Here is a 25,050-nt window from a genome sequence, read left to right as displayed (position 1 = left end):
CTAATATAAATCACTCAAAAGAAACTCAGCATGAAATATAAAAATATAATGTGGTTTTTGATGGTAGTGGCCATGTTGTCTCCTATTTGGGTTACAGCACAGTCCGATCAAGCCATACGGATCAAGGCGACAGTGAAAGATCAAACTGGTTTTCCTCTTTCTGTTGTTGAAATTAAGAATGAAGAAGAAGAAGTGATCACCACCACTGATGAAAATGGAATATTTACAATTGATGTACTTCCAAACTCACTTCTTATTGTGACTGCACCCGGGTATGAGACCAAAGTACTTCGTGTTTCGGCTCAGATGGATGAAATAATTCTGTATAGTGAACTGGAATCACGACTTGTAAACACTGCCTATCAAAAACGGGATCAGTCCAATTTAATTGGAGGCATAAGCTTCGTCAATGTTCCAGAATTATTACAGAAGAACTACTTTACTTATTCCTTGGATAACATGGAGGTTTTTGCTCCAGGTTTTCATGGGAATCTATGGGGAAACAATGAATACCTCCTTCTGGTGGACGGTGTTCCTAGAGATGTGGGAAGTGTGATGCCTTTGGAAATCGAGCAGGTGACTTTCCTGAAGGGAATTTCTGCAGTAGCACTCTATGGCAGTAGGGCAGCCAAAGGTGTGATCATGATTACAACCAAGCGGGGAGCTGCCGGCAAGCAAAGGATAAATGTCACGACAAACACAGGAATCCATGTACCAAAGGGAATCCCTAAGTATTTAGGCTCTGCTGAATACATGACGCTCTATAATGAAGCGCGTACCAATGATGGTTTGCAACCGCTTTATACCCAAGAGGATGTTTTTAATCATGGCTCAGGTTCAAATCCTTACAGATATCCAAACTTGGATTTCTATTCACCCCAATACCTACAGGAGGCCTATAGCAGACATGACGGGACTCTTGAAATTGCGGGTGGCAATGATAGGGCCAGGTATTATACAAATTTGGGATTCATGTCGGAAGGCTCGCTGTTGAATTTTGGACAGGCTACCCAAAACAGGAATGAGCGGTTCAACATCCGTGGAAACGTGGATATGAACCTGAGCAAAAACATTACGGCTTTTGCTGATGCCGCGGTAATTTTCTACAATGGCAAAGGGGTAAATGCGAATTTCTTTCAAGGTGCAGCTTCCATTAGGCCGCATAGATTCTCTCCCTTGATTCCGATTAGTGCACTGGAAGAAGATGATGAGGCCTCTATGAATTTTGTTAGAAACAGCAGTCACCTGATTGATGGACAATTCCTATTGGGAGGTACCCAGCTTGAACAATCAAATCCCATTGCTGGGATTTATGCAGGGGGTTCCAGTCAATTTACCAGTAGACAATATCAATTCAATACTGGCGTGAATGCTGATTTGAAAAATGTACTTCCAGGTTTGACATTTAGTTCAAGGTTTGGGCTGGACTATGCGACCTCGTATAATTTGTCATTTAACAACAATTATGCAGTTTACCAACCTCAATGGAACAATTATGCGGGTCAAGACCTCATCTCTGGCCTGACTCGATTTGGACAAGATGCCAGCTCAAGAACTCAGAACATCAATAACAGCAGGTTTCAACAGACCATGGCCATGTCTGCACAGCTTAATTACAAAACTGTCATAAATGAGCACCATGAAATCTCTGCAATATTGGTGGCAGGAGGCTTCCAGAGATCGGTTTCAGAGGTTTATCATGCCGTAAGTAATGCCAACGTCGGGCTGCATCTGGCTTACAACTTCAAAAACAAATATCTGGTTGAAATGAATAATGCAATTATTCACTCGGCCAGATTACCGGAAAACAACAGAAGGGCTTTTTCCCCAACCATGTCTTTGGGCTGGAGAATCAGTAACGAAGAGTTTTTGCAAGGGTCTATTTTTGACAACTTATTGCTTTCCGTTTCGGGAGGTATCATCCATACGGATTTGGATATCCAGGATTACTACCTGTATGAGCAGGTTTATACGCAGCAAGGTGACGGCACCGTGTTTTATACCTGGAAAGACGGATTGAACAACATCTCCACGATCTCAAGAAGAGGTGCCAACCCAAATATGACCTTCCCAAAACGTGAAGAGGTGAACTTTGGTATTGATGCTTCACTATTCAATAACAGATTGGCATTTACTGGCTCATATTTCTTGAGTAGAATGTCTGGTTTGTTGGTGCAGAGAAGTGATGTGTATCCAAGTTATTTTACTACAGGGTTTCCGGCATCCTCCTTTATCCCTTTTGAGAATTACAACAGTGACCAAAGATCTGGCTTTGATTTCAATCTGAATTGGAACCAAAAATTAGGTGCTGCAAATCTGAATTTTGGAATTGTGGGTACCTATTACAATACCAAGGCACTGCAAAGAGGAGAAAATTGGCAAGACCCATATCAAGAGAGGACGAACAACCCCATCGATGCCATTTGGGGTTTGAGAAATCAAGGGTTCTTCGGAAATACAGAACAAATCAATGCCTCGCCTACCCAGATTTTTGGTGAAGTATTGCCGGGGGATTTGCGCTATGCAGACCAAAACGGAGACGGCAGAGTCACCCCTCAGGATGAAGTGTTTCTGGGAAGAGGTGGCTGGTTTGGTGCTCCTTTGACGTTGGGCTTTAATGTAACTGCTCAGGTGAAAAACTTCACGTTTTTTGCGATGGGCGTGGCCAGAAAAGGAGCTTATGCGATGCAGAACAGTTCATATTTCTGGGTCTCGGGAGAAGCCAAATATTCTGAAGTCGTAAGAGACAGGTGGACAGAAGGCACCGCTGAAAGCGCAACTTTCCCCCGATTGACCACGCTGAACGGGGCCAACAATTTTAGAAACTCTGATTTTTGGCTGTACAGCACAGATCGGTTTGACCTTGCAAGGGTTCAGCTTACCTACAATGTGCCTGCTGAGCAATTCTTTGGCGGTGAATTTATCAAGGGAATGAATGTCTATATCAATGGCTCCAACCTTTTGACTTTAAGTCCCAATCGGAAGATACTGGAAATGAATATTGGTACTGCTCCTCAGACGCGGTTCTTTAATCTTGGTTTGTCAGCACAATTTTAAATCATCGAAAAATGAAAAAGTATACACATAAAATTGTCGTTTTGGCTTTCTTCTCAGCCTTATTTTCAGGCTGTGTAGATTTATTGGAACCTGCCATTCAAAACAACAGGGACTTGGAAAGCAGCTACAATGAGCCAAGGTTTGCACAGGGATTGATCATCAATGGTTATGCGAGAATCCCCAGAAATGGCTGGAGTTTCAATGACATGGCTACCGATGATGCAGTAAGCAACAATGAAAACAACGCTTTCTTCCTTGTTGCAGGTGGGCAATGGGCATCTGACAATAACCCCCTCAACCAATGGAACAATTCCAATGCTGCGATTCAGTATTTGAACATCATGATTGAAACTGCAGATAAGGTTTCATTTACCGTGAGCAATGACTTATTGGACAGAATGTTTGCAGACAGGATCAAAGGGGAGGCCTATGGGTTACGCGCCTTGTTTATGTTCCATCTTCTACAATCCCATGGAGGTGTTGCAGATGGACAATTGTTGGGCGTACAAGTCTTCAATTCTCCACAAGATCTGACCTCTGAATTCAATTTGCCCAGGAGTACTTTTGAAGCATCCATGCAGCAGCTGTATGCTGATGCTGAACAAGCTTTGGAATTGCTTCCGACCGATTACGAGGACATCTCCAATGATGCGATGGTTCCAGAGAAGTATCGGGCACTTGGAGCAAGTAGAAATGATTACAACCGTGTATTTGGGGAAGATGCAAGGCAATTGCTGAGTGGAAGAATTGCTGCGGCCATCAGGGCCCAAGCGGCTTTGATGGCTGCCAGTCCTGCATTCAGCCAAGGAAACAGCACCACTTGGGAGGATGCCGCTAATTTTGCCGCAGAGATCATTGACATGAATAATGGCGTTTCTGGTTTAGCACCAACAGGTCTTACCTGGTATGCCAATACTTCAGAAATCAATAATCTTGGAGGTGGTGTCAATACTTCCGAAATACTTTGGAGAGCGTCACTTGGTGGTCCCTCCAGTAATTTGGAAGCAGCCCATTTCCCTCCTACCCAATTTGGCAATGGCTTGTTAAATCCTACCCAAAATTTGGTGGATGCATTTCCGGACGCCAATGGCTATCCGCTTTCCCATCCTTCCAGCAATTATGACCTCAACAATCCTTATGCGAACAGAGATCCTCGATTGAACCACTTCATCATCTCGAATGGCCGTACAGCAGGTCCCAACAACCAAACCATCAACACAAGTGCTGATGGAGGAACCAATGATGGCATCAACAGGGTGGAAGTCTCAACCAGAACGGGGTATTACATGAGAAAACTGCTAAGACAAGATGTCAATTTAAACCCAGTTTCAGTCAATGGTCAGCTCCATATCATGCCGAGAATCAGGTATACGGAAATATATTTGATCTATGCCGAAGCGGCAAATGAAGCATGGGGCCCAACCACTACCGGAGGAAATGGATATTCAGCTTATGACGTGATCAAAGCGATCAGACAGAGGGCTGGAATAGGACTGAATAATGGAGATGCGTATTTGGAATCTATCAAAAATGATCAAAACGCAATGCGCACCCTGATCAGAAATGAAAGAAGATTGGAGCTGTGTTTTGAAGGATTTAGGTTTTGGGATTTGAGGAGATGGGATCTTGATCTGACAGAAACCGCCCGCGGGATCCGAATCCAAAATAATGGATCTCAAATCATAAATGTTCAAAACAGGGTATTCGACAACCACATGAAGTATGGCCCAATCCCTTTGAGCGAAGTCCTGAAATACAGCGCAATCAGTCAAAATACAGGATGGTAAAATTTAGTGTTGTCGTTTATGCAATTCGTTGAAGTCTAAAGAATTTAAAGATGAAAAAAATTATAAAAATAGCATTTGCATCCTTGGTGATAGGAGCTTTTTCCTGTGTGAACCAAGACTGGGAATTTCCTGATTTTGACAAGCAAACGGTGTATTTTGCCCATCAATATCCCGTAAGAACGATCACGCTGGGAGAGGACATCTTTGACACCTCGCTTGACAATGAAAGGAAGTTCAGGATAATGGCTACTACCGGTGGCGTTTACACAAATCGTCAGGATCTCCGGCTCGAAATCGAGGTTGACCCATCCCTCTCCAATAATCTTTTGTTCTCTGAGGGTGGAGATGAAGTCCTGACATTGCCTTCTGAATATTATCAGCTCGCTGCGTCCCACATCATCATCCCAAAAGGTGAAATCATTGGTGGGGTAGAAATCCAGTTGACAGGCGCCTTCTTCAACGATCCCAATGCGCTTAAAAACACCTATGTGGTTCCATTGAGAATCAAAAGCGTGGACAATGCAGACTCTGTACTTGTGGGCAGGTCCACTTTGGCCAATCCCAATCCGCATGTTATCGGCGACTGGGATGTCATACCGAAGGACTTTGTCCTCTATGCCATTAAATATGTCAATGAATGGCATGGCATCTATCTGAGAAGAGGAAAAGACACCATGACAGGCAAGCCCGGTTTTGAGGGTCTGAGCAAAGAAGTGGTGAGAAGAAGGGAATTTGTGGAGCAAGATGAGCTGAAAAGTCTCCATACCGAATCTTTAAGCACCATTCAGTTTCCTCTGACCATCCAAGGTTCAGGCGGAGAAAATATTGCCGCTGATCTTTTTCTGACTTTTGACAACCAAGGCAACTGTACGGTTACTTCGGCTACTGATGGAATCACCGCTTCCGGATCAGGTTCTTTTGTGAAAAAAGGCGAAAAGAAAAGTTGGGGCAACCAGGATAGAGATGCGATTTACTTACAATATGAGATCAATCATCCTCAATTCAGGCTTAGCGCTGTAGATACTTTGGTAATGAGAAATCGAGGAGTAGGTTTGGAAACCTTCAATCCAGTTTTGAAATAGTGATTTAAAAATTAAAAAGGAATAGGTATGAAAAAATTTCAAAAACTTGGAATATTGGCATTAACGGCGGGTTTGATGACTGCATGTGCTGATTTTGATCCTTTAGCGTTCAATACTGAAAAACCCGAAAGCATCGCTTTGCAGGAAGAGCTTAACAGTTATGCTGCCTTGAGAAGTTTGCTGGACACGGTGGCCTATCCCAATTTCAAATTGGGTGTTGCCATGCCACTGACGGATTACACTTCTGCTGGATTGAAATATAGATTTGTGAATAGGAATTTCAATGAGTTTACGCCAAACACCGGTATGTCCCATAGAAATCTTGTTCAAGACAATGGCACCATCAATTTGGTAAACATCCAGAGTCTTCTGGAGATGGCGGCACAAAAAGACGTTTCCGTATTTGGCTCCTCTTTGATTTCCTACAACAACCAAAATTCAGCTTATCTCAACGGCTTGCTTTCTCCGTTGATTGTAGAATCTCCCGCCTTTGACAATGAATTGGCTTTAGATGGATTAAAAGAGGGTGAGTTGAACGATTGGACTGTCAGTTCAGGAGTGACTATAGCGCAAGGCGATGGCATGGGAAATGGTGTGCCTGCAGTTAAGCTGGTAGTGGGCGCTTCAGTAGCTTCACCAAACAGCGTTCGGATCACCTCGCCGGAGATTCCAGTCATTCCCGGAAAAACTTACGAGGTCATTGCTTATATCAAATCTGATGTTCCCGGTGAAGGTAGATTTACTTTTGAAGGACTTTCGGAAAATACTCCAGAGCTTGCATGGTTTGGTTCTGGACCTGCCACACCTACATTTTCAACAAGTATTTCTTGGAAGGAAGTCAGGTTTAGGGTGAATGCATTTGAAGGCAATTCCTTTAAATTCCAATTGGAATTGGGATATACGCCTTCCGCAACTTACTATCTCGACATCAACAACCTGTATGTCTATGATGTCGATGGACCCCCAATGATCAGCAATCTCATTTCCAACGGAGATTTCGAGTCTGGTGATTCTTGGGGTGGATGGGGCAATAATTCCACAAGAGGTGTAACAGCCAATGGCCAGGGAGTTGGCGGTTCCGGAAGTGCATTCTTTGTCACCAACCCTTCCACAACAGGAGGTTTCTGGGAAGTCCAGACGGTTTATCAGTTGGCTCAGCCGGTCAAAAACGGCGAAACTTACAACCTGAGTTTTTGGGTAAAAGGAACTGCAGACGGGGTGATCAGGCCTGAATTACAGAGTCCGGATTACTCTTCAAATGGATTTGGTCAAGTGTTCGTGACGCAAGAGTGGCGCTTGGCAAATCTTTCCACTACTGTAAACGCAGACGATAGAGGGAGATTGATTTTTAGTTATGGAGAGTTTGCGGGCACTGTTTACATTGACAATGTGGTGCTGAGCAATGCCAATGCTTCAGGTGGAAGTACCACTGTGGTGGAGAAGACAGCCCAAGAAAAAAATTCCATCATCGGTACACAAATGGAGCGTTGGGTTTCTCAGGTAGTCGGCCAGACCAAAGACCAAATCAAAGCCAGGAATGTACTCGATGAACCGATGGATCAGAACAATCCAGCAGAATTGAGATCCGGTTTGGGTAGGACTTTGCCAGATGGAGAATTTTATTGGCAAGATTATTTGGGCAAAGACTACGGGGTAAAGGCATTTCAAATGGCTCGTCAACATGGTAATCCAGCAGATTTGTTATTTATCAATGAGAGTGGTCTTGAAGCCAATCTGGATAAATGCCGTGGTCTGATCGATTATGTGACTTATTTGGAAAACAAGGGCGCTCAAGTAGATGGCATCGGGACTAGAATGCAACTTTCTCTGAATTCCAACACATCAGATATCGGTACCATGTTCCAATTGTTGGCAGCTACCGGAAAGATGGTCAGGGTTTCGGGCTTAGAAGTGCGCATCATGTCTGCACAGCCGACAGCAACGATGCTGGAAAGACAAGCCGAAATCTACGGAGAAGTGTTGGCACTTTACGAACAATACGTTCCAGCTGCACAGCGATACGGAATCACATTGGGAAGCGCCATTGACAGTGAATCAGACAATACCTTGAGACAAGGTCTTTGGGATGTCAACCTAACGCGTAAACCTTCTTATGCAGGTTTTGCGGATGGATTAAAAAATCAGTAAAATTTAACCAGAAACATGCCTCAAACCACATAATGGGATTATACCTAATACAAAATCAGACTATTAAATTGGAAAATTCAGCTTACACCCGATAAGGTGAAGTCAAAAATTGTAATCAAAGACTGATTTTTAAGTAATCCTAGGCTGGAATAAAATTGGAATTGCGTAAAACGGGTTTAATGGAAAGGTTGACGAAATCTTAATTGTTGACCTTTCCATTTTATTCAAATCATAAAAAAACAAGTCTGTTTTCAGTTTCCCTTCCAATCGAAAGGATCGAGAAAAACCTATACGATAAAATCCATTGTAGATTTCTCCATCACCGATAATTTGGATGAATTTTAAAGCTTAAAAAATATCAATCCAAACCTATTTGAACCCAATGCTAAATGAAGAACACAAAATGGAATAAATTAAAAAAAGGAATATCCCTCGCTGCAGTCGTTCTGATTGGATTGGGCTGCGTAGTGCGATCGGAAAAAAATCCTGCAATTACATTGAAGGATGCTTTCGAAGGCAAATTTTATATCGGTGCTGCTATGGGGAGAAACCACATCCACGAGACAGATGCCTCCACGATGGAAGTACTTGGTACCCATTTCAATTCAATTGTTGCGGAAAATGTCATGAAAAGTGGCATGCTTCAAGCCAAAGAAGGGGAATTTAATTTTTCCCAAGCAGACAAGTTTGTTGAATACGGCAAGAAAAACAACCTGCATGTCGTCGGCCATACCTTGATCTGGCATTCGCAGGCGCCGAGATGGTTTTTTACAGATGCAGAGGGGAAAGATGTCAGCCCAGAAGTCCTGGCAAAAAGGATGGAAACCCATATCAAAACCGTAGTGGGCAGATACAAAGGCCAAGTAAAAGGCTGGGATGTGGTCAACGAGGCAATCTTGGATGATGGCTCTTGGAGAAAAAGTAAATTTTTTGAGATCCTTGGTGAGGATTTTATAAAATTGGCATTTCAGTATGCACACGAAGCAGACCCGGAAGCCGAATTGTATTACAACGACTATTCCATGGCCAACTCTGGAAAGAGAGCAGGCGTAGTGAAAATGGTAAAAGATTTACAAGCCCAAGAGATCAAAATCGATGGTATCGGAATGCAAGGGCACTTGGGCCTGGAATACCCCACCATTGAGGAGTTCGAAAAAAGCATTTTGGCCTATTCGGATCTTGGAGTGACTGTGATGATCACGGAAATGGACCTCAGTGTATTGCCATCACCGAGAAGGGACATGGGCGCCGATGTATCGACCAATGTCGACTATCAACAAAGTCTAAATCCATATACAGAAGGATTGCCTGATGACGTTCAAATGAAATTCAATGCGCGATATTTAGCTTTCTTCAAACTATTCCTGGACCACCATGACAAAATCTCTAGGGTAACACTTTGGGGAGTGAATGACGGAGATTCATGGAAAAATGGCTGGCCTGTGAGAGGCAGAACAGATTATCCCCTACTCTTCAATAGAGACAATTCTCCAAAAACGGTCGTCAACGAAATAATCCAACTTGCAGCAAAATACGAATAACTCAATTATTCCCTTAAACCAACAAAATTATTAACTTCTTGAAAGGCCATGTACTTGATTGTATATGGCCTATCAAAATTTAATCCTATATGCGCAACCTTCGGTTTACCCTCCTATTCTTCACTTTTTTGAGTTGCTTTTCGAGTCACTCCCTTTATGGTCAAAAAGCCTCCAATCCAATAATCCATGCGGATGTGCCTGACATGTCCATGATCCGGGTTAGGGATACGTATTACATGGGCTCCACGACCATGCACATGAATCCCGGAGTCCCCATCATGAAATCCAAGGATCTGGTCAATTGGGAATTGGTCAATTATGCTTATGAAATATTGAGTTCAAGCGAGGATCTAAAGCTGGAAAATGGAAAACAGATGTATGGAAAAGGTTCTTGGGCAAGTAGCCTTAGATACCACAACGGTGTTTATTACATAGGTACTTTTTCTGGAAACACGGGTAAAACTTACATTTATTCTACCAAAGACATCGAAAAGGGCCCTTGGAAATCCATGGTCTTCGAACCTTCCCTGCATGACCATACCTTGTTTTTTGAAGACGATGGAAAGGTCTATTTGATTTGGGGAGCTGGCACCATCAAAATGGTGGAATTGGAAAGTGATCTGACTGGGGTAAAGCCAAATACGGAAAGGGTATTGATCCAAAACGCCACCGAACCTTCAGGGAACAATGTCGGCTTGCCGGCTGAAGGGGCACAACTTTTTAAGGTCAATGACAAATATTACCTTTTCAATATCGCCTGGCCCAAAGGGGGAATGCGGACAGTCATCATCCACAGATCGGACAATATCGAAGGCCCTTATGAAGGAAGAGTTGCGCTTCAGGACAAGGGTGTTGCTCAAGGAGGTTTGATTGACACTCCTAATGGAGATTGGTTTGCTTATCTCTTCCGGGACAATGGTGCTGTAGGTAGAGTCCCCTATTTGGTCCCCGTCACTTGGGAAGATGGATGGCCGGTTTTGGGCGTAGCCGGTAAGGTTCCCATGGAACTTGACCTGCCAGAAAGCAAAGGACTTATGCCTGGAATCGTCGCTTCTGATGATTTCAAGAGGAAAAAAAGAGATGCCGATTTGCCCTTGGTCTGGCAATGGAATCACAATCCCGTTCCTGACCTTTGGTCTATCAATGGGAAAAAAGGAACCCTCAGACTGAAAACCGATCGGGTTGACCAAGGTGTTTTATCCGCCAGAAACACCCTTACCCAAAGGACAATTGGCCCCGAAAGTATGGGAACCATCAAAATCGATGTTTCTGGGATGAAAGAAGGTGATTTTGCAGGACTTACTTTGCTGCAGAAAGACTATGGACTGATTGGCGTTCGGGTTCAGGATGGACAAAAAAAGCTGGTCATGAAAAAGGCTTCTGATGCATCTGAAAGTGAAATTGAGACCGTAGCATTCGTTGGGGATTCGGTTTTGCTGAGGGCTGTCTGTGATTTTCATGAAAGGAAAGACGAAGCAAAATTCTATTACAGCCTTGATGAAGGAAAAAACTGGAAGCAATTGGGAGATGTTTTGCAAATGAAATACACGCTTCCTCATTTCATGGGGTATCGGTACGGTTTGTTCTATTACTCAACCGAGCAGCCTGGAGGTCATGCTGATTTTGACTATTTCAAAATTGAGGATCAAATAAAATTTTAATCCCTGATGAAAAGACCGTTCGATAGCCAAGAGATGCTCATTCACCTGAACTGTTTTTGGATAGAGCGGGAAAACCGTGGCCACTTCGGCTGATTGGTGGGATTACCGTAGTGGCGAAATGGTGGAAAAATTTTCCGATGCCATTTGGACGGTAACGGCGGCAAGGCAAGTAAACAATTGGAGAATAAAAATAAGCGTGCGAAGGAAAATTTATCGCTTCAAGCATTCCTAAATGAACAGCATTATGAAATCAAACCACCTCAAGCCATTCCTCTTGGCTTTTTTTCTCTTCAACATTGGCCTATCGGCTTTCGCCCAACAGGATGAAAACTTTTACATCTTCCTAAGTTTTGGACAATCCAATATGGAAGGTGCGGCCAAATTTGAAGGTCAGGACACCATTGAGGATGATCGATTCAAGGTTTTGCAAGCCATCGACTGCGACAACCTGAACAGAAAAAAAGGCCAATGGTATCCGGCAACGGCACCTTTGACCAGATGCCATACCGGGCTTGGTCCTGCAGATTATTTCGGAAGGACGTTGACAGAACATCTCCCTGAAAATATTAAAATCGGGATCATCAATGTCTCCGTTGGAGGAGCAAAGATCGAACTTTTTGAAAAAGGGAATTTTGAATCCTATGTACAGTCTTCACCTGATTGGCTACAGAATATGGTCAAGGAATATGATGGAGATCCCTATGCGAGATTAATCGAATTGGCCAAAATCGCCCAAAAAGACGGCATGATCAAAGGAATATTGCTCCATCAAGGGGAATCGAACACAGGAGATGAAAACTGGCCAAAAAAAACCAAGGGCGTTTATGATACTATTCTAGCGGATCTGGGTTTGGCTCCCAATTCCCTTCCCTTCTTGGCAGGTGAAATGGTCAGTGCCGATCAGGGTGGAAAGTGTGCCAGCATGAATGCCATTATTCAAACATTGCCCACAGTGATTCCACAAGCGTATGTGATTTCCTCCACCGACTGCGAGGCCTTGGAGGATGGGCTCCATTTCTCGGCCGCTGGCTACCGGGAGTTGGGCAGAAGGTATGGCATGAAGATGTTGTCTTTGTTACAGGATTGACAGTGGCCTTCTAACCAATAATTTTAATCATAAAAAATTCATAATCAAACAGATAAAACCAGCAAAATGAAAAGAAAACCAGCAGTTATTTTGGCTTTCCTTTTGGCTTTCATTTCCGTATCAGACGGGTATGGCCAAAAGAAAAAAAACAATCCTCCCATTTTCACAGAAGTGGTATATGAGGGAAAAGACCAAGTTTACATCGACAACCCACTTAAGGAAAATGAATTTTACAATCCCATTCTCCAAGGATGTTATCCTGACCCGGCGATTACCAGAAAAGGAGACGATTATTACATGGTGGTTTCCTCTTTTGCCATGTTTCCCGGGGTGCCGATTTTCCATTCCAAGGATCTTGTGAATTGGAAGCAAATAGGTCATGTTCTGGATCGAAAATCCCAATTGAAGGTTCAGGATACGGGAATAAGCATGGGGATTTATGCCCCCGACATCAAGTACAACCCATACAATGACACCTTTTATATGATCACCACCCAGTTTGCCGGAGGTTTTGGCAATATCGTGGTCAAGACAAAAGATCCGATGCAAGGCTGGAGTGACCCCATTAAACTCAAGTTTGATGGCATCGATCCAGGATTGTTTTTTGATGACAATGGCAAAGCCTATGTGGTGCACAACGATGCACCAAATAGAGGAGAGGAAAGATACGAAGGTCACCGCGTCATCAAAATTTGGGAATATGATCTCGATAATGACCAAGTAGTGGCAGGCACAGATAAGATCATTGTAGATGGTGGCGTGGACCCTTCAAAGAATCCTATTTGGATAGAAGCCCCGCACATTTACAAAAAGGATGGGAAATATTTCCTGATGTGCGCAGAAGGGGGTACCGGTGGAAATCACAGCGAGGTGATCTTCAAAAGTGACAGCCCCACGGGACCTTTTATCCCGGCACCTTCGAATCCAATCTTGACACAGAAATATTTTGGAAACAACAGAAGCAATAAAGTGGATTGGGCTGGTCATGCCGATTTGGTCCTTGGACCAGATGACAAATACTACGGTGTGTTCTTGGGCATAAGACCAAATGACAAAAACAGGGTGAATACGGGTAGAGAGACCTTTATTCTTCCGGTAGATTGGTCGGGTGAATTTCCGGTATTCGAAAACGGATTGATCCCTATGGAGCCAAAATTGAAAATGCCGGCGGGCATCACTGAGAACAAAACCGGTTCAGATGGATTTTTTCCAAATGGCAATTTCACCTACACGGAAAGATTCGATGCCGAAAAACTTGATTTTAGATGGATCGGCTTGCGTGGCCCGAGGGAAGATTTTATTTCCTTCAACAAAAAAGGACTTCAAATCAACCCATTTGCTGTAAATATCAAGGAGGTCAAACCAACTTCCACTTTATTCTACAGACAGCAGCACAAAAACTTTGCCTTTACTACCGCCATCGAATTCAAGCCTGCTTCCGAAAAAGAACTGGCCGGAATCACCACGGTTCAGAGTGAGAAGTTCAATTATGTCTTTGGGATCACCAAAAAAGGGAATGAAGATTTCATTCTCCTTCAAAGAACCGAAAAAGGAGAATCACAAATCATCGGAAGCGCAAAAATTGAAACAAAAGGCCCGATCAGGTTGCAGGTAAAGGCAACCGGAGATGCTTATGCATTTGGTTATGCAATTGGAGAAGGGGATTTCACCTATTTTGAGGTGTCGGGGGATATCCTGTCAACCAATGTGGCCGGAGGATTCACGGGCAATATGATTGGATTGTATGCCACTACAGCCAATGACGCTGTACCAGAATAACCGGGACTTTCAGATCTTCTCATGTTTACAATCAAAAAGGCTACCTTCATCGGGTAGCCTTTTTTGTATTGAGAATGTATTGAAAACCTATTCAGTGTATTCGATCCTTTATTCCAAAAATCTTATACCCGAAACATGCACTAAGTCTCCAAATGAGGTTGAAACTGCAAGAAAATCAGACTATTAGAAGAAGAATGCATTTTACCGATAGGCTGAAGTCGGAAACAGCAATCAACCGACTGATTTCAAGGCTATTTCAGATTTGAAGTGTTCGAGCATCACACGGGTTAAAAAACAAGGTTTCCGGTTTCATTTTCCTTATAAAGGATCAAACTTTTGGGCTTTTTGTCCAAGTAAAAATTGACGATGTTCTGTTGTCCATCAAACTGATTCAACAGCACCGTGTTTTTGATGCTGACCTGTTTGGGAAAAGGGATTTTGCCTGTCTCCATATAAAACCAAGCAGCATCTTCCTCAATCTCGTATCCCAAGTATCTCAACTCAATCTTTTGCCCATTGACAGTGATCGCATTGGAAGCCAGCAGGTATTCCCTTGCCATTTTATTCAGTTTCTCCGGATTGGAGGGATTCAAAAAATCCACCTTGCTGTTGGAAGATTCCGAAAGGGCCACTTCCAAATCATCCCAAAAAATCTTCTGTGCGATTTCCAGGTTTTGGCCCTGTGCATTGTAGCGGATATCTGTGAGGCTGATATAGAAAGGATGCAAAAGTACCTTCAATCCTATAATGAGTGAGAAAATATAATAATGTAGCATGGATATGGATGATTTTTACTTTTTTTGCAAAATTATACAATTATCTAACGCGCCGGAGAATACTTCGGCCATAAATTTCAACGTAAAATAAGCATGGGTCAGTTTCAACTGTACTTTCAGTTAGGCATCAAACATATTCTTGATTTGGCAGGTTTCGATCATATTCTTTTTGTCATTGCACTTTGTGCAATTTACATCGGGAGGGATTGGAAAAAAATATTGATCCTGGTCACTGCATTCACCATCGGGCATTCGGTTACTTTGGCCTTGGCCACATTGAATTTGGTCAAGGTGAACAGCAACTTGATCGAGTTTCTGATCCCCGTTACCATCGCGATCACCGCCTTGGTCAATATCTTCAAGCCAAAGGCAAGTACGGGAAGGGGGGTCCAGATCAATTATTTCTTCGCACTTTTCTTCGGATTGGTCCATGGATTGGGCTTTTCCAATTACCTGAAATCATTGTTGGGCAGGGAATCCTCCATCTTTCAACCCTTGTTGGCCTTCAATCTAGGCTTGGAAGTCGGGCAACTCATCATCGTCGCCCTGTTTTTGCTGGCTTCCTCCCTTTTGGTGGGCTTGGTAGGCATCAACCGCAAAGAATGGACTTTGGTCATCTCTGCAATTGTGTTGGGAATGTCCGTGATGATGATGCTTGAAACCAAGTATTGGTAAAGTGGATGTGAGTTTTTTTTTTAAAAAGACCATTTTCCAAGAAAGTGAAATCATAAAACAACCGCTTTTGGAAAAATTACCGGAAAAAGGTTTTCTTCGTCCTATATTTAGTTCTGAAGATTGATAAATTAAGCGATATTTGAAATTCTTGGTTCATTGGATCAGGGACATTTTACTTTAAATTAAAAAGAATGAAAAGATTACTTACTGCGATTGGAATCGGATTATTGACCTCCGTTTCTCTTTTCGCTCAAAAAAGTGTCCAAAACCACGCAGAGCGTTTTGAGCAATTGGGAACCACATTCAGGTCTCCCAACGTCTACAGAACGGCCTCCGGAGCCCCTGGACACATGTATTGGCAACAAAAAGCCGATCACGAAATCGAAGTGGAACTGAACGACGACAACCAGTCCATCAAAGGCTCCCAAAAAATCACCTACCACAACTTCTCCCCGGACGCCCTCACCTATTTATGGATCCAGTTGGACCAAAACGAAAGGGCCAAGGATTCCAACACCCCAAAAATTGCGTCCAGTCAAATCGGCCAAAGAATGTCCATGAGACAATTGGAGTCCATTGTATGGCATGACCTGGACTTGGGTTACAAAATCAATTCCCTCAAAGACATGAGCGGAAATGATATTTCGGTGACCATCAACAAAACCATGATGCGTGTAGACCTTCCTCAGCCTTTGAAAGCAGGTGAGAAATTTGAGTTTACTGTAGATTGGAGCTTCAATATCCACGACCGAATGAGTTTTATCGGCGGCCGTCCCGGATATGAGTTCTTTGAAAAAGACGGGAATTATCTCTACACCATGGCTGAGTGGTTCCCAAGAATGGCTGTTTACTCAGACTTTGAAGGCTGGCAACACAAGCAATTCGTCGGAAGAGGGGAATTTGCCTTGGCATTTGGTGATTACAAAGTGAAAATCACGGTTCCTGCAGACCACATGGTTGGCTCTACCGGTGTACTCCAAAATCCAGAGGAGGTGCTTAGCGCAGTCGAGTTGGACAGATGGAATCTTGCACAAAAAACCTATGACAAACCTGTGGTCATCCGTACCCAGGCGGAAGCAGAAAGATTGGAAAAAGGAAAGGCGAAGAACAAGAAAACCTGGATTTTCCATGCCGAAAACGTAAGGGATTTTGCATGGACTTCTTCCAGAAAGTTTATCTGGGATGCAATGGCCGTCAAGCAAGCTGGCAAAGACGTCATGGCAATGTCCTATTACGGAAAAGAAGGCAATCCACTTTGGGAGCAATATTCCACAAGGGTAGTTGCCCACACGATAGAATCCTATTCTGCAAGGACATTTGATTATCCTTACCCGGTCGCCATCTCTGTGGAGGCTTCCAACGGAATGGAATACCCGATGATCTGCTTCAATTATGGTCGTCCGGATGCCGATGGTACTTATTCCGACGCCGTGAAATACGGCATGATTTCGGTCATCATCCATGAAGTCGGTCACAATTATTTCCCAATGATCGTCAACTCCGACGAAAGACAGTGGTCTTGGATGGACGAAGGCTTGAACACCTTCATGCAGTTTTTGGCTGAGCAAGAGTGGGACAGGGATTATCCTTCCAGAAGAGGTGCCGCCCATAAAATTGTTTCCTACATGGCAAGTGAAAAACACCTGTTGGAGCCGATCATGACCAATTCCGAAAACATCATCCAGTTTGGTCCCAATGCGTATGCAAAACCTGCCACTGCACTCAATATCTTGAGAGAGACCATTATGGGTCGTGAGCTGTTTGACTATGCTTTCAAAGAATATGCGAACAGATGGATGTTCAAACACCCAACGCCTGAAGATTTCTTCAGAACCATGGAGGATGCCTCCGGGGTGGATTTGGATTGGTTTTGGAGAGGTTGGTTTTACGGTGCTGAGCCGGTTGACATTTCTTTGGACCAAGTGAATTGGTTCAAACTGGACAACAGAACGCCAGCAGAAAAGAAAGCCGATGCCAAAAAGGAATTTGACAGAGAGGAATCTTACGTCAGCAAAACCTACAACAAACAGGATATCCCACAAACCGTATTGGAAGCAAATCCTGCTACCAGGGATTTCTACAACAGCTACAATCCATTCGCAGTCACTCCTGAGGACGAGAAAGCCTACAAAGACTTTATGGCCAGATTGAACCAAAAGGAAAAAGATTTGCTGAACTCCGGTTTGAATTTCTATGAAATGAAATTCAGCAACGTCGGTGGTTTGGTCATGCCTTTGATCATCCAATTCAACTATGTGGATGGAACTTCGGAAATCGAAAGAATTCCAGCTGAAATATGGAGATTGAATGAAAGCGAAGTCACCAAAGTATTTGCAAAGTTCAAGGAAGTGAAAAACATCGTTTTGGACCCCTTCAGAGAAACAGCCGATATCGACGAATCCAACAACTATTGGCCAAGTCAGGCAACACCTACCCGATTTGAGCTTTTCAAAGGCGCTGGTGGTGCCAGAGGAGTTTCTACCGGTGACAATCCGATGAAAAAAGCGCAGAAAAAATAAGAGCGATAAAATACCCTTTGTTTAATTGAAACAATAAAAAAACCCAAGGATTTAGCCCCTTGGGTTTTTTTATTGCTCAGTTTTATAAAGATCAGCCTTGTTTTATTTCCTTCACGGCATGACCCTTTGCTCTGGCTGCCAAGACCATCTAGGTCAGGGACAGATTTTGTGTAGTGATGGAAGTCATGCAGGGGCCATAGGTCACGTAGACATTGGTGCAGGCATGGGGCTGGTTGTGTTTGTTGAGCAGGGATGTTTTGGGATCATGCCCCATTCTGACACCTCCCTTTTCGTGGATCCCCAATCTGGACGCCCGGTTATCGCCCCTGGTTTTGATAGATAAAACCGGCTTTTTCAAACCTCTCGGTCATTTGCGCCTACAAAAGTTCAACTTTTCAAAGGAGTAGGAAATGTACATGGTTTAACCCGTTTTATGCATTGCGAACCCCATTCAAGATTGTAATTGCCCGATATTCAATTAGGGATTGCCTATTTTTGACTTTACCCTATTGGTGTTAGGAATTAGTCTTCCAATAGCCTGGTTTTCATGCAGTTTCGATCCCATTAGGAAGCCTAATGCATATTTCGGGGATATCTTCGGTTGTTCATCCCATAGAGCGGATAAGCCGAAAATAAAGAATGCTGAGGATATAAATCCTGGTTGATAAACGGATCAGGGTCTTTGTTTTTTTGGCAAAGGCTCATATTCAAAGGGCAATAAATCCCCTATTTTTTCCCAAGCCATATACCCTTCCACAAAAATGTCATAGGGATGAAAATAGCTGCCGTTGACAAATAATTGAACAGCTTTTGCCCGCATGTACAACAGACTCACCTGAGAAAATTTTCCCCGATCATGGAGCTCTTCATTTCCGGACAAACCAAGATCCCTAACAAGGGGGCTGATGTTTCTCAGACTATAAGGATGAAATTCAGGATCTTCGGCTTCGTGCTGATATACCACATAAACGGGCGCTGCATAGGTCATGAATATTTTGCCATCAGAGGTGGTCTGTATCAATTCATTTGGATCATGAATGGGTTGTTTTGGAAGGTTGATCCATTGGGGAATATAACCAGGAAGAATTGGGGTTTGTCCGATTGCTTTTTCGATTCGGCTGGACAATTGGCTAGAATCACTTTTCGGCGCTGTCCAGTTAGGATTCAAGGCTTTCTCTGTGGAATGGACTTCAAAACCCTCCTCACTGGAATTGCCCCGGTACAATGATCTGACAAAGTGCATGATGCTACCCAAATATGCTTTCTCACGTGAATCCGTAACTTTCTTGAGTCTACGTTTTGGTATATCAGCCTCCACAAAGTAAGGATAACCTGAATAGGTGACCTGCTGCGAAGAAAAGTCATACTCAAAACCCAACAACACATATTTAATTTGAAAACCTAAATTGGGATTCTTTATCTCAAGGATTTCCCTAGCGGTAACTTTTAATTTAGAATTGTTGGATTCCGCATCCAAGATCAATACCTCTGGATTTTGGATTTTAGATTTGACGCCGTTGCTGCTGTTTCCCAAAAAATACCTTTCAAAAATTTGTAGATTTTTGTGCCAAGTTGCATCCCGTCGACCCATTACCTCACGCTCTTCCAAATCAATTGGCTGTTGCAAAAGGCGGAATTCATAAAAATCCCGGAGTGATCTGGTGGACAGACTATAACTAAATGGCTCGTACCCCATAAAACTGATGACAAGGTTGTGCTCTCCCTCAGGAATTTGTATTTCAAATAAACCCTCTTCGTCTGTAATTTCCCCAAAAGATGAATTGCTCACAAATACGGTCGCAAAAGACAGGGGCTTAAAACTTTCAGCATCTATAATTCTGCCTTTAATGGAATATTGAGCAAGCACAGGTCCTACAGCTGCAAAAAAGTACAGTGCGAAAAAGCTGAGCATTAAAGCTTTTGGTATTTTCAGGCGCATTTATTTTTCTCCCACTTTGATTTTATGCATGACAAATACCGGTTCCCCTGCATCTGATAACCCTTCTAACCTAACCCATACCTCAGAATCACCATCTGACAACTGGAATATAATTTTTGCTTTTCCATTTGCATCAGTACGGATTTCTGGATTCCAATAAAGTGTGGATCTGTAGTCCATGCCCAAAGGAACTTCCGGATCCGGTCCTGTATAAAAATCACGGACAGGCGCATATCCTTTGGCAACCATGGTGGCATTCCCCGTTATTGCCAGCTTGGAAAAGTCTGGATTTGGGTTCCCGGATTTGGTAAGTACATTGATCACGCCCTCGCTGTTCGCCCCGTATATCGATGGCACATTGGGCCCCCTTAAGATGTCGATTCGCTCAATCTGATGTAAGGGCAAGGATGCAGCCAACAGGTTGTTGAAGGTGGGCTTGCCGTCAATGATGAACCTAACACCACCCGTGTTTAATGAACCGCTTCGCAATGTCAGGATTGGCGGAGGACTGAGGCTGAATTCATCCCCAATTACCTTATAGCCAAGCTTGGTCTTCAAAAAATGGAATATGTTTTGGTAAGCATGCATTTCTTCAGTTATTTCCAGACTTGTATAAGGACTGTTTTGATAGAATTCTGCTCTTTTGTCGGGAACCAAGTTGCTTCTTCTTCCGGTTACTGTCACTTCCCCTAGCTCAATATCCCGGAACTTTCGCATCTGATCCAGCATGTCATTGACTTTTTTGACTTTCACCAAATAAGCATCATCATCGGTATAATAAAAAATAGTCGGCAGCGTCGCAAAAGTCCTGTTTTCAAGAACAGGTTTTTCAACCTTCGAAAGGTTCACTTCATGTTTTTTCAGAACTTTCCATGTGTTTTTCCCTTTTTCTATGGGAATATAGGCCTGTAAAAATACCCCAACCGAATCATAATATTCCAAGCCTCTGAAACTGAAATTTCCTTCTGGATCCGTGTCACCCTCATGGAAGATGGGTTCTCCAGAAAATGGATTGATCAGGAGAGCCAGTCGATGACTATTGTCTTTTTTCATGCCGGAGAGGTTACCGGATAAGCTCAAACCTTCTTCAATATAATGAACCGACCGGTTGTCAAGCAAGCGCAGGTTTTCCCAGGAAAATCTTCTCCATCGCTGAGTCAGCAACAGGTCGTCCAAATCACGCGCTGCATAGGGGTTTTCTGGATCAAAATAATGAAATGGGTTTTCTATCTCACTGCTGGTTTCGGAACTGAGGTGAAAATTGGTAAAAATATTATCTTCTTTTAAGGAAGAAATAACTTGGTAAGAATCCAATACAGAAACAGAAAAGTCACCCGGTAAACCTCGTCCAAACTCATCTGTAATTTCAACTTCCAATTCAACAGTGTCTTTGGTTTGATAACTAGATTTATCTGTTAGGAAATTCCCGATTCCATTGGAAAAGGGATGAAGCATGACCAGCCTCTGGGCCAAAATATTGGTCTCTGTATCCATTAAATAAAAAGAAACCAATCCGGGTAAAAAATCATCCTTTGGAATTGAAACCTGTTGATTCCGTTTGGCATCCATTTGCTTTTGATAGACCAATCCTCCCTTGGACATTCCAATCAAAAACAGGTCTCGGGTATCCCCTGAATTGTGTTGAATAGTGATGTTGATGTTTTCTATATTGCTCAAAGGGTCAACTTCCATGACAAAGCCTGTCGCTTGTATCGCAGCGAGCCGGAACTTTTGCCAGGGACCTTTTTTGGTCTTTGCTCTGATTTCATATGTTTCATTTATTTGTGGAACAAAACTTAAACTACCAACACCCATAGGATTGGTTTCGAACCTAAGCAAAGTATCCATTTTGCTGTTGAACAAATACCCGAATGAAGCAATGCCTTTGGCTCCTGGCTCAGAAGCTTTTATCCCAATTTTGCTTTTGATTCCATCCACCAAAACTCCCCCTTCCGGAAAGAATGACAATTGCAGATCTGAACCCTCTGTATAGCCAAGACTTTGACCCGGTATAAAATCCCTTATCCAGATATCCTTGTGAAAAACCGCCTCCCCTCCAAAATTTTTCATGTAATTGGTATATGCGCGGAGGGTATAGGGTCCTGGTGTAAGGTCTTCAGTAATCACCAAATCCCCCCTTCCATTGCCTTGATCCATTTTGATGGTGATCTCAGCAGCTATTCTCTGGAATTTGGGATCAATAAGCTCCACATATAGCGGAACCGAAGAAGTGTTGGCTGTCTTCTCTTCTTTTTCAAGAATTCCATAGGCCTTGATCCAAATGGTGTCCTTGGAATAGTATTGGGGCTTGTCTGTATGTAAATAAACTTTCTCCCAAGGAAAGGCTTGATTGTAGTTCAGGATGAGCTCAGGCAATTTCTCAATCGCTGACTGGCCAAATGAATGGGTTAAAACAAAGAGGTGGAGAAAAAATATTGCCGCTAAACTTTTTGACGAAATTTGCATAGACATGAAAATGGAAATTACATCCCTAATCTACGGAAGAATAAGTTTTTACGGTGTTTTCTTCAAAAAAATGTCATTAAAAAAAAACATCTTGTGGGTTGTAAATAGGCCCACAAGATGCTTAAGCTAGCTGAGTATCTCTTAATTCAGGACAAAAAAGAGATCCTTATTTTTTCATTTCCTTCACGGCATGATCCGCCGCCCTCGCTGCCAAGGCCATATAGGTGAGGGAGGGGTTTTGTGTTGCGGTGGAAGTCATGCAGGCACCATCGGTCACGTAGACATTGGTGCAGGCATGGAGTTGGTTGTGTTTGTTGAGCAGGGATGTTTTGGGATCATGCCCCATTCTGACTCCTCCCATTTCGTGGATATCCAAACCCGGCGCCCGGTTGTCGTCACGGGTTTTGATATTGATGAAACCTGCCTTTTCGAACATCTCGGTCATTTGCTCCTGATAATCCTTGATCATTTTCTCATCATTGTCATCATAGGCAATGTTGATTCTCAATTGCGGGATTCCCCATGCGTCTTTTTCATTGGGGTCCAGGGCGACATAATTCGTTTCTTTTGGGATCGTTTCGCCCATCATATGGGAACCGACTCTCCAAGGGCCATAATTGTTCGCATTCAACAGATTTTCCTTCAATTCCATCCCGATACCACTTTGATCGGCATAGGATCCACGATAGGCGCTGAATCCTGCAGCATAGCCACGGAGGAAATTCGTTTCCTGTTTTTCAACATTCCGGAACCTTGGAAAATAACCACTGGTGGGCCTGTCGCCCGAAGTGGTATATTCCTGATGGCCTTCATGCTCCGCGGAAACTCCCGCTCGGTAATTGTGGAAAGCGACAAATTTGCCTAACAAGCCATTGTCATTGCCAAGTCCGTTTGGAAAACGACTCGAAGTGGAGTTCAAGAGGATCAGGTTGGTATTGATTGCGGCAGCATTGAGGAAAATGACATCCGCGTAGTATTCTTCTGTTTCTTTGGTAACGGCATCCACGATTCTGACTCCGGTTGCTTTACCTTTTTTCTCATCATAAATAATGGAATGGACCACGGCATCGGTACGCATCGTCATGTTTCCGGTTCGCTCGGCCCAAGGTAGTGTGGAGGAGTTCGCACTGAAATATCCACCAAAAGGACAACCCCGCTGACAAAGGTTTCGGTTTTGGCACTGGGCTCTGCCTTGGTCTTTGAAATTCTCGGCATTTCCCGAAATGTGGGCACATCTGGCCACGATCATATGGCGGTCGTTGCCGTAGTTTTTCTTCAATTGATCCTGAAAATACTTTTCGACAACATTCAGCTTGTAAGCCGGCAAAAACTCCCCATCCGGAAGACTTGCCAAGCCATCTTTATTGCCCGAAACACCGGCAAATTTTTCCACATGGCTGTACCAGGGTGCCAGATCCTTGTATCGGATAGGCCAATCCACTGCAAAGCCGTCCCTGGCCGGACCTTCAAAATCAAAATCGGAGATCCGCTGGACCTGTCTGGCCCAAAGCAGGGATTTCCCTCCGACTTGATAGCCACGGATCCAATCAAATGGCTTTTCCTGAATGTAGGGATGCTCCTTGTCCTTCACGAAAAAGTGCTTGGAATCTTCTCTGAAATTATAACATTTGCTGACTATGGGATTTTCCTTTTGTTCTTGCTGGGTGATCTGACCTCTGTGCTCAAACTCGAAAGGAAGCAGATTGGTGGTGGGATAATCTTTGAGATGCTTGACATCTCGGCCACGCTCGATCACCAGGGTTTTCACACCTTTGTCACACAATTCCTTGGCCGCCCAACTCCCACTGATTCCTGAGCCGATGACGATGGCTTCAAAGGTTCTTTCTTTTGCCGCGTCTATATTTAAATTAGCCATTTATTTTTTCTGATTTAAGGTCGGCGATCAGGACTTCTCCATTGTAATCTCCGGGGATTAGGGAATAGGGCTTCACGTTGGTCATGATGTATTCAGACATCATAAAACCCTGGATGGTAAATCTTTTGGTCGTATTCAGGAATGCACGGATGGTTTTATCTTCCTCGCCTTCCGAGGCCAGTACTGTTTTCAAAACCTGCTCTCTTTGGGGCACCTCCAGTTTGTCAAACACCTTTCCCCCTGATTTTTTGCTGAATGCATCAAAAGCGGAAAGTCCATCCGAAAATGATTTTTGGCCTTCGGAATCTACACAATCATTGACCATCACGAGGATAAAGTCCTGAACGGCAAGGTCCGAAGCACCTTTGATGTATCCTGCCGGGATGATGGTGTCGGCGATCTGCGCCAGTAATTTTTGTTGGGAGGTGGTGACATTAAGGTTTTTATAAGCGCTGAGGATGTCGTCTTTGCTGAAATCACATGCCGGCACCAACACAAGGCCACCGGTGATCAGCGCCAGACTCCTGAGAGCGTCTCTTCTTTTCATGGTTTGGTCATTAGGGTTGAAGTGAATTGGAAACAAAAGGTAAAACGTTTTAGGAAAAATTCATAACCATTTGTCAAATCGGGGGGTTTTTAAGAATCAAAACAATGCGT

The 25,050-nt window shown here is 43.5% G+C and carries 16 protein-coding genes; 10 read left to right on the top strand and 6 right to left on the bottom strand.

Features of this window, described 5'->3' with window-relative positions; all coding sequences use genetic code 11:
• The first annotated feature begins 30 nt into the window (after window positions 1-30).
• From F824_RS0101730 to F824_RS0101690, 8 genes are all read left to right on the top strand, one after another.
• Window positions 31-3,057 (top strand): SusC/RagA family TonB-linked outer membrane protein, encoded by a 3,027-nt coding sequence (locus F824_RS0101730; protein ID WP_019596119.1) that lies wholly within the window; start codon window positions 31-33, stop codon window positions 3,055-3,057.
• 11 nt (window positions 3,058-3,068) lie between these two features.
• Window positions 3,069-4,844 (top strand): RagB/SusD family nutrient uptake outer membrane protein, encoded by a 1,776-nt coding sequence (locus F824_RS0101725; RefSeq protein ID WP_019596118.1) that lies wholly within the window; start codon window positions 3,069-3,071, stop codon window positions 4,842-4,844.
• Between the two features lie 50 nt (window positions 4,845-4,894).
• Window positions 4,895-5,926 (top strand): DUF5627 domain-containing protein, encoded by a 1,032-nt coding sequence (locus F824_RS0101720; RefSeq protein ID WP_019596117.1) that lies wholly within the window; start codon window positions 4,895-4,897, stop codon window positions 5,924-5,926.
• 27 nt (window positions 5,927-5,953) lie between these two features.
• A complete protein-coding gene (locus tag F824_RS0101715) occupies window positions 5,954-8,074 on the top strand; it encodes an endo-1,4-beta-xylanase (protein WP_019596116.1) in 2,121 nt (706 codons plus the stop codon).
• A gap of 389 nt (window positions 8,075-8,463) precedes the next feature.
• Window positions 8,464-9,615 carry an endo-1,4-beta-xylanase gene (locus F824_RS0101710; protein WP_019596115.1) on the top strand — a complete coding sequence of 384 codons (1,152 nt, stop codon included), beginning with the start codon at window positions 8,464-8,466 and terminating at the stop codon, window positions 9,613-9,615.
• A gap of 89 nt (window positions 9,616-9,704) precedes the next feature.
• On the top strand, window positions 9,705-11,276 hold the full coding sequence (locus F824_RS0101705) for a glycoside hydrolase family 43 protein (RefSeq protein WP_019596114.1): 1,572 nt from the start codon (window positions 9,705-9,707) through the stop codon (window positions 11,274-11,276).
• 244 nt (window positions 11,277-11,520) lie between these two features.
• Window positions 11,521-12,363: a sialate O-acetylesterase gene (locus F824_RS0101695; protein ID WP_033405027.1), complete on the top strand. Its 843-nt coding sequence runs from the start codon at window positions 11,521-11,523 to the stop codon at window positions 12,361-12,363.
• A 66-nt stretch (window positions 12,364-12,429) separates the two neighbouring features.
• Window positions 12,430-14,142 carry a glycoside hydrolase family 43 protein gene (locus F824_RS0101690; RefSeq protein WP_019596111.1) on the top strand — a complete coding sequence of 571 codons (1,713 nt, stop codon included), beginning with the start codon at window positions 12,430-12,432 and terminating at the stop codon, window positions 14,140-14,142.
• A 287-nt stretch (window positions 14,143-14,429) separates the two neighbouring features.
• On the opposite strand, the gene F824_RS0101685 is transcribed toward F824_RS0101690, so the two are convergent.
• Window positions 14,430-14,918, bottom strand: coding sequence for a DUF6702 family protein (locus F824_RS0101685; protein ID WP_019596110.1), 489 nt, complete (start codon window positions 14,916-14,918; stop codon window positions 14,430-14,432).
• A gap of 93 nt (window positions 14,919-15,011) precedes the next feature.
• Here F824_RS0101685 and F824_RS0101680 point away from each other — a divergent pair, with 93 nt between their 5' ends.
• Window positions 15,012-15,593 carry a HupE/UreJ family protein gene (locus F824_RS0101680; protein WP_019596109.1) on the top strand — a complete coding sequence of 194 codons (582 nt, stop codon included), beginning with the start codon at window positions 15,012-15,014 and terminating at the stop codon, window positions 15,591-15,593.
• 191 nt (window positions 15,594-15,784) lie between these two features.
• Window positions 15,785-18,112, top strand: a complete 2,328-nt coding sequence (locus tag F824_RS0101670) for a M1 family metallopeptidase (RefSeq protein ID WP_019596107.1) — start codon at window positions 15,785-15,787, stop codon at window positions 18,110-18,112.
• Window positions 18,113-18,260: 148 nt separating this feature from the next.
• On the opposite strand, the gene F824_RS0101665 is transcribed toward F824_RS0101670, so the two are convergent.
• The 5 genes from F824_RS0101665 to F824_RS0101645 all read right to left on the bottom strand — a co-directional run bounded on the left by F824_RS0101665 (window position 18,261) and on the right by F824_RS0101645 (window position 24,940).
• Window positions 18,261-18,470: a GMC oxidoreductase gene (locus F824_RS0101665; protein ID WP_019596106.1), complete on the bottom strand. Its 210-nt coding sequence runs from the start codon at window positions 18,468-18,470 to the stop codon at window positions 18,261-18,263.
• Between the two features lie 315 nt (window positions 18,471-18,785).
• Window positions 18,786-20,051, bottom strand: coding sequence for a carboxypeptidase-like regulatory domain-containing protein (locus tag F824_RS0101660; RefSeq protein WP_019596105.1), 1,266 nt, complete (start codon window positions 20,049-20,051; stop codon window positions 18,786-18,788).
• Window positions 20,052-22,517: a TonB-dependent receptor gene (locus F824_RS0101655; RefSeq protein WP_019596104.1), complete on the bottom strand. Its 2,466-nt coding sequence runs from the start codon at window positions 22,515-22,517 to the stop codon at window positions 20,052-20,054.
• A gap of 166 nt (window positions 22,518-22,683) precedes the next feature.
• Window positions 22,684-24,393: a GMC oxidoreductase gene (locus F824_RS0101650; protein WP_019596103.1), complete on the bottom strand. Its 1,710-nt coding sequence runs from the start codon at window positions 24,391-24,393 to the stop codon at window positions 22,684-22,686.
• Entirely contained in the window at window positions 24,386-24,940 is a 555-nt protein-coding gene (locus F824_RS0101645; RefSeq protein WP_019596102.1) for a gluconate 2-dehydrogenase subunit 3 family protein, read from the bottom strand. Before F824_RS0101645 ends, F824_RS0101650 begins: the two co-directional genes overlap by 8 nt.
• Window positions 24,941-25,050 lie beyond the last annotated feature (110 nt).

The organism is Rhodonellum psychrophilum GCM71 = DSM 17998 (assembly GCF_000381545.1).
In the GTDB taxonomy this organism is placed as follows: Bacteria; Bacteroidota; Bacteroidia; order Cytophagales; family Cyclobacteriaceae; genus Rhodonellum; species Rhodonellum psychrophilum.
Note: the sequence above shows the minus strand (reverse complement) of the source record. Positions and strands in the feature narration are given on the sequence as shown.